General features: G+C 68.2%; 3 protein-coding genes and 1 pseudogene. 3 read left to right on the top strand and 1 reads right to left on the bottom strand.

The features are described from left to right. Nucleotides 1–408 precede the first annotated feature (408 nt). Nucleotides 409–2,934, top strand: a complete 2,526-nt coding sequence (locus UW392_RS49870) for a DEAD/DEAH box helicase (RefSeq protein WP_320782039.1) — start codon at nt 409–411, stop codon at nt 2,932–2,934. 1,112 nt (nt 2,935–4,046) lie between these two features. On the opposite strand, the pseudogene UW392_RS49865 reads toward UW392_RS49870, so the two are convergent. Next, a pseudogene (locus UW392_RS49865) lies at nt 4,047–4,856 on the bottom strand (IS5 family transposase). Between the two features lie 110 nt (nt 4,857–4,966). On the opposite strand from UW392_RS49865, the gene UW392_RS49860 reads away from it, so the two are divergent. Both UW392_RS49860 and UW392_RS49855 read left to right on the top strand, forming a co-directional pair. Further along, a complete protein-coding gene (locus UW392_RS49860) occupies nt 4,967–6,418 on the top strand; it encodes a helix-turn-helix transcriptional regulator (RefSeq protein WP_320782038.1) in 1,452 nt (483 codons plus the stop codon). 225 nt (nt 6,419–6,643) lie between these two features. Continuing rightward, nucleotides 6,644–7,186 carry a hypothetical protein gene (locus UW392_RS49855; protein ID WP_320782037.1) on the top strand — a complete coding sequence of 181 codons (543 nt, stop codon included), beginning with the start codon at nt 6,644–6,646 and terminating at the stop codon, nt 7,184–7,186. Nucleotides 7,187–7,392: the final 206 nt, after the last annotated feature.

Raw genomic sequence — 7,392 nt, 5'->3', positions numbered from 1 at the left:
CGAGCAGCAGCAAGCGAGAGGGGTGTGGTGACAGGTAGTCGGCCGAGTGACGGGGGCTCGGGGCCGGCCACCCGGAGGGGCGGACCGAATTGAGGGGGCGTCAAGGTCCGGGATTGGCTGGTGATAAGGCAAGACTAACAGCTGGGAGCCACGTTCGGGGAGATCTCGGCATTCTTTGTGCTTCATTTCTGGTCGCGAGATAGACTCTGGACTCAGAGCACACCACACCGGACCGCTCCGGAGGGTTATCGAGATCCGTACCACGGCCTCGCCGGTGCTTCGGTGAGGCAGAGCACCCACCCGATCGCGTCACTCCAACCGTAGCCCTTACAGCTCGTCTACGTGCAGGTTTCCCGTTTCCCTCCGCTCGAATCGACCGGACGGCACCCCCAGGACAAGGCAGGCAGTATGTCGAGCACAGACCGTGCTGACCAGCGCGAAGCAGCCCAGCGAGAAGCCACTGACGCGGTCGTGCGCGCCCTCGAATTGCCTGCGAGATCACTTGTGCCCGAGCGGGGGCTTCGAACGCAGGTGATCATGGCGACCGGGTCCGGGAAGACCCGGGTGGCGGTCCGCAGCGCAGAGGAGCTCCACGCGGGCCGTGTGCTGGTGCTCGTGCCCTCGCTGGACCTGCTCGCCCAGACCGAGGCCGCGTGGCGCGAGGGAGGCCGCCGGGGCTCGATGATCGGGGTGTCCTCGCTGCGGGGTGAGGAGGTGTCCTTCCCCAACACCACGGACGTGGACGAGCTGGTGGAGTGGACGCGGGGCCTGGACAAGGTCACCGTGTACGCCACGTACGCCAGCCTCGGGCTGGGCACGCTGGAGCGGGCGCACGCCGGGGGCCTCGCGGCCTGGGACCTGATCGTCGTGGACGAGGCCCACCGTGTCTCGGGCCGGATCGGGAAGCCGTGGGCGGTCGTCCACGACAACCAGAAGATCCCCTCCCTGCGCCGCCTCTACATGACGGCCACGCCCCGGCTGTGGCAGCTCGGGGACGAGGACGAAGCCGGCGCACCGGGCGAGCTGGTCGCGAGCATGGAGGACGACCCCGAGGGCCCCTTCGGCAGCCGCTGCTTCACCCTGACCCTCTCGGAGGCCATCGACCGGGGAATCTGTGCCCCCTACCAGGTCGTATGCGTGGACGTCACCGACACCGCCCTCCAGGCCGCGCAGCTCCTCGGCGCCGAAGGCCGCTCGGTAGAGGTCCGCGGGGCCCGGCTCGCCGCTCTGCAGACCGCCCTGGTGAAGGCGTCGGCGGAGGAGAGCTTCCGGCGCACGCTCGTGTTCCACCACGTGGTGAAGGAGGCCGAAGCGTTCGCGGCCGGCCTTCCCGACGTCGCCGCGCAGCTGCACGCCTCCGACCCCGAGCTGTACCCCAAGACGATCTGGGCGGACTGGCTGTGCGGCGACCACAAGCCGCTCCACCGGCGCAGGCTGCTGGGTGAGTTCGCGGCCGGGATCGCCACGGACGGCACCGTGGTGGAGAAGTGCTTCCTGTGCTCGGTGAAGGTTCTGGGCGAGGGGGTCGACACCAAAAACTGTGACTCCGTGTACTGGGCCGACGTACGCGGCTCGATGCCCGACCTGGTCCAGGCGGTCGGCCGGGCGCTGCGGATGCAGCCCGGCGAGGGCAAGATGGCCTCGCTCGTGGTGCCGGTTCTGCTCGGGCCGGGCGAGACGGCGGACAACATGCTCACCTCCCGGGCGTTCGGCGGGCTCGCCAAGCTCCTGGAGGCGCTGCGGGCACACGACGCCAGGATCGTGGAGACCCTCGCGGAGCAGCAGGCCCCGAGCCGCTACAAGCCCGTAGCCAAGGACGACAGCGGGAAAAGCACCGGTGGTGGGAGCGGCGAGGGCTCCGGGGGCGTCAGCGCCCCCGCCAAGGCCCTGCTGAAGTTCTCCACGCCCCGCGACCCGGCCGCCCTCGCCGCATTCATCAACCTGCGGGTCCTCAACCCGGAACACGAGCACTGGCGGCGCGGCGTGGAGGCCGCCGTCATCTACAACCGGCTGCACGGCGACCTGAAGGTGCCGTTCACGTTCCGCGTGCCCGCCACCGTCGACGACCAGGAGGCCGAAAGCGAGGGGTGGCCGACCTCGCTCGCGGGCTTCCCGCTGGGGCAGTGGACCGCTGACGCCCGCCGGTTCTACGCCCGCGGCCGTCTGGACGAGGACCGCATCGCCCAGCTGGAGAAGCTCGGCATGATCTGGTCGCACTACGACGTCGCGTGGGAGGAGGGCCTCGCGGCCGCGCGCGGGTGGGCGGCTGAACACGGGCACCTCCTGGCCCCGCTGGACGCCACCTTCCAGGGCGCGAAGGTAGGCATCTTCCTGAAGAACGCGCGGGCCGCCGCCCGGAAGGCTGCCGAGATCGAGCAGCGGCGTGCCGAGGGGCTGCCGGTTCAGTCGTCGGCCGGGGCGCTGTCGGACGAGCGGCGCGAGCAGCTGGAGGAGATCGACGCGTCCTGGTGCCCGAGCTGGCCGGTGACGTGGCAGCGTGCCTTCCACCTCGTGCGGATGCACCTGGACGCCGGTGAGGCGCTGCCCACCGAGGCGGGCGACGTCGTGCGCCAGGGCGAGGACCTGGGGCGGTGGGTGCAGTCCGTGCGGCTCGGCTGGGACCAGCTCACGACCGTGCAGCAGTGGATGTGCGAGCAGGTCCTCGGGATCGAGCCCGCGACCGAGGACGAGAAGCCCAAGCGCCGTACACAAGCCGACAAGTGGGCGATGAACTACGAGGCCGCCAAGCAGTTCTACGAGCGCGAGGGGCACCTCCAGATCCCGAGGAAGCACGTCGAGCGGATCGTCGGCGAGGACCAGGAGGAGCGGGAGCACAAGCTGGGTGCCTGGATCGGGAACCAGCGCTCCCGGGCGGCGACGCTGACGCCGGAGCGGATGGAGCTGCTGTCCGCGATCGGGATGCGGTGGTCCTGACGGTGGGCGTCCTCGTCACCGCGGCCGCCGCGCTCGCCGCCGGCTACCTGCTCGGACGGCTGCGCCCGCGCCAGCGGACGGGCGACTGAGCGGCCGATCAGGTCCGCCACGCCGGGGCGTGAGTCCGGGGCAGCGCCGCCCGCCAGACCGCCGCCGTCCTAACCCACGTTCTCGTCCGTTCACGCACCAGCCGACGCATAGCTGGAGCGAATCCGTCGCGCGGATCGGCGGTGTGACGCGATCGTGGACGACGTCGGCGTAGGACTATGAGCCAAAGCCGCAGATCACCAGGACCGCATACTCGAGCCAGCCGGTCAGCGGCTGCCGCGGACTGTCCTTCTCCGCAGCGCCCCTACACGGCGTGCGACTGGCCGCTCGTACTCCAGAGCGGAGCGCCCCCGCGGCCGACAGCCGCACCACCCTTGTGGGTGCTGACTGCCGCCCGGCCCTGCGAGACGTTCAGTAGAAAGTCGAGCACACCACAGACCACTCAAGGCACGGTCGCTCAGCGCGGCCGGGCCCCGCTTTCAGGCGAGCCAGCCGTGCCGCAGCGGCACCGCGCCGCACCCCGAGGCCCAGGACCGAGTTCGTCGGGTCCGTGGCTTCGTCCGCGAGCCGTGTGCCGTTCATGATCGTCTTCACGACAAACCGGGCATCAGCTGGTTGTCAGGTTCACGCGCCATCACCTGGCATCTGGTCGCTGACTTCATACCGGTCCCTTGCATTGAGGGACACGTGAGCACTGCGATCGACAACAGGGACAGAGATCGATCGGTAGCGGTCACAAATAACGGAAGAGTCGTCCTGTATGTGCAGGACGACTCTTCCGATGCCCTTTCGCGCGCCAACGCATCTGGGCTGTTATCCCTGTTCAGGCGTGGCGTGAGCCAAGCACACAAGGCACCGTCGGATCAGTTCGGCGATGTAAAGCAAGTATCGACTCTCGGGCAAGGGAACTTGAATAAATGCGAGACATAGTGAATCAACCGGCGTTCAAGGGCAGGAATATCGGCCACTCGTACCGTCACCTTCGCAGGTCAGCGATTGATTCAGGTTGTCCCATCGCACCTGCGGGCTTCTGATGCCATGAGACAGGCCTGCAATAAGAACTCCTATCGCAATGACTTCAGGCGTCGCCAGCAAATGAGTGCGCAGCCGAGGGTGAGGGCGGCTTCGTGGATGTCGTCACGGATCTCCCAGCGGATCCGCAGGCGGCGGAACCCGTGCAGATGGGCGAACGCGCGCTCCACGAGCGAGCGTTGGGTGCACAGGCCCGGTGCCGCGGCGGGCGATCAGCGGCTTCACCCCGAGGTCCCGGACCAGGCGCCGGTACTTGTCGTGATCGTAGCCGCGGTCGCCCAGCACCACGTCGGGGCGGCGCCGGGGCCGGCCCCGCTTGCCCCGCACCGGCGGCACGGCCTGGAGGAGCGGGATCAGCTGGGTGACGGCGAGCGGGATGCCGGTGGCGTCGGTGATCAGATGGTGTTTGCTGCCGGTTCTGCCCCGGTCGACGGGACTTCGTCCGGTCTTGGGTCCCCTTTTTACGCCCGGATGTGGGAGCCGTCGACGGCCGCCCAAGAGAAGTCCAGGGCGTTCGCGCCGCGCAGCTTGGCGAGGAGGACCTCATGCAGCCGACGCCACACCCCGGCCTCGGTCCATTCGGCCAGGCGGCGCCAGCAGGTCATGCCCGACTCGAAGCCGAGTTCCTGCGGCAGATGTTCCCAGGAGATCCCGGTATGCAGCACGAACAGGATGCCCTGGAACACCAGCCGGTCCGGATGGCGCTTGCGTCCCGGATGCCGGGTCCGGCGCACCACCTTGGGCAGCAGCGGCTCGATCACCGCCCACAACTCATCATCGACTTCCCACGGCTTCGGCCGAGCCGCCCCGCACCCCTGATCACCATGCCTGGATTGATCCAACCACCTCGAAGATCATTTGATTAGGAGTTCTAAGTGCCAAGCTCCTGCGGAGGAGGCGCCGCGGATGGCAATATGTGTGCCGCCTGAGCGGTAGCGCCAACTACCGTTCTATGGCTGCCTTTTGGCGCCTCTCGACGTGCGACTGCGTTTTTGCCCTCGCCAATCGGAGGCACCTGCAAGGCACATCTGAATTTCGTCGGATCAATGTTCTATTAGAGAGGCGATGTTTTCGGATGTCACGCCCTGAGAAACCGGTCCCGGATCCCGAGAGTCCACTCGGCCAGTTCGCTACGACATTACGCAACGGCCGCCGTGCACTGGGGATCTCCTACGCTGCTCTTGCGGACCGCACGCGCTTCCAGAGTCCCGTGACCCTGCAACGGGCAGCATCGGGCAAGGCTTTACCCAAACTCGAGGTCGCGCAGGCGTTCGCACACGGGTGCGGACTGGATGTCGATGAGATCACCCATCTGTGGCACTCCGCCCACCGCGGGAGTACAAAGACACGGTGGGCCACCGCCACCCGGCCCGCAGCGTCGGTTCCAAGGCCTCACCTTGTCGAAGACGTTCCCGGCCTGTGCGCGGCTCTGCAGGAGCTGCGGCAACTGAACGGAGCTCCGTCCTTCCGCGTCATGGAGAACAGGGCGCAGGCGGCCAATCTGAAGCTGTCGCGCAGCACCGCCTACCGCATCTGCGCCCACCGGCAGCCGCCAGCGTCGCCCGACTCGCTGGAAGCCTTCCTCGTCGTCTGCCAGGTGGCGCCCCGCCAGCGTCCGGAGTGGCACGAAGCCTGGCGCCGGGCGCAACGCCACGCCAGTCTGGACGACCAGAGGGCCGCACGGCGCGAAGAGGCCAGGCAGCTGGAGGCGGTGGCCGCCGACAACTTCGGTGGCAGGGTGGTGCAGGACACGGCTGTCCGTCTGCTCCGGAAGGCCGGCTTCGAGGCCATGGAGCGCTATCGCGGGTTCGAGAGGCCGTGGACGGTGGAGTGCGCGCAGTGCGCCGCCACGTTCAGACTGCGGCTGTCCGATGTGCTGATGGGACGGGCCGCCTGCATGGAATGCCCGAGGGTCAACGGTCAGGTACAAGAGGCCTGGGCCGAGCTGCTGGCCAGCCGGCCCGAGGCTCTCGACCGGGGCTGCCAGCGCGCCCTACGTGCCGCCCGGGTGCTCCCGGCTCGCATGCAGCACGGCCATCTGGACGTGCCCGTCTTCGTCCCCGACCCGGACACGGCCCGCGCTCTGCAGGTGTCGTCATGGCACCTGGCTCTCGACGTCGTCCTCCAGCGTCATATCCGCAGGCCGTTCCTCCTGAACGTCATGCTCGTACAGGACTACAGCTTCCGGAACGGGCAGCGTCAGCGCCGGATCGCCAAGGCTGCCGGCCTGGTGAAGGGCCCTGTAGAACCACTGTCTACCGCAGCAGACGAGGACTCGTCGCAAAGTCACCCCGTGAACGGTCCACAGCCGACCGCGCATGCAATCCCGGGCACCACCCCCGCCCGGCGGACGCCTGCCCAGCCGTCGTTCACTGGGCCGGCCACCAGCAACAGCGGCCCCTGACACACCACACGCCCAGAGCCGCGTCCCGCTGCACCAGCGCTCTGTCATCTCGAAGGCACGCGGCACAGCACGCGCACACCGGCGAAACACAGGCATCCGCACCACCAGCGACACCCGCCTTAGAACCCGTGCCGGACGAATCGGCCCGTTGCGCCGGCGTCGCGCACAACGGACACCGTCCCGGGCGGTCCCGGCAAGTTACCTTTCCCAGAAGGACAACTCGACATGTACCGCTCAACGCCGCAGTTGACGGCGAGCACCTCACACCCAGACATCCGCCTGCTACTGGGCAACGACGCCCCCCAAAGCACCTTCAGCGACACCTGGACCTGGACGACCGCCGTCGGCCTGGCCAGCCTCACCGTCACCATATGCTTCACCGTCTACCAGGTACGCAAGAAGAATCGTGCCAAAGAAGCCGATCGGTACCAGCCCGACTACCATCTGCTCGACGAAACCGTCGTCGAGCTCGAAAAGTTGCTCAGCATCGCCGCACGCAAAGCGGACACGACAAGGCTCTGCGAACTCCTCAGCCGCGTCAAACAGGCCGAACGACGTTTCCCCGGTCTGCCGTTCGGCGCCGTCGTCGCCCACATCGATGCCTACAGGAAGTGCGCGCTGCCCGATGACTTCGCCCGGAAGCTCACCGCCAAGAAGGTTTCAGCCGACACCCTGCTGGACCTGTCGCGCCAGCAGGGCGCCTCGATCGCGGGTGCCCTCGTAGCCATCGAGTCAGTACAGGGCGAGATCGACCGCCGTACGTCCTGACCGTCGCCGCAGCCACGCCGACGATGGACAGGACGTCCGGGAGCGTCTCGCGGGCGTGGCCTGGCAGTTCGCGTCCGATGCCCGCGGCCTACGGGAAGAGGCAGACCGGCCACGGCGGCTCGGCGCCGCTCACGGACGGCTCCCGAGGACCTGTCCAGGGTCCATGTCGATCGCCGTGTTTGGCGGAGTGTCAGCTGAGCAGGATG

Source organism: Streptomyces sp. CRN 30 (genome assembly GCF_034105845.1).
This window is presented reverse-complemented; position numbering and strand designations above follow the sequence as displayed.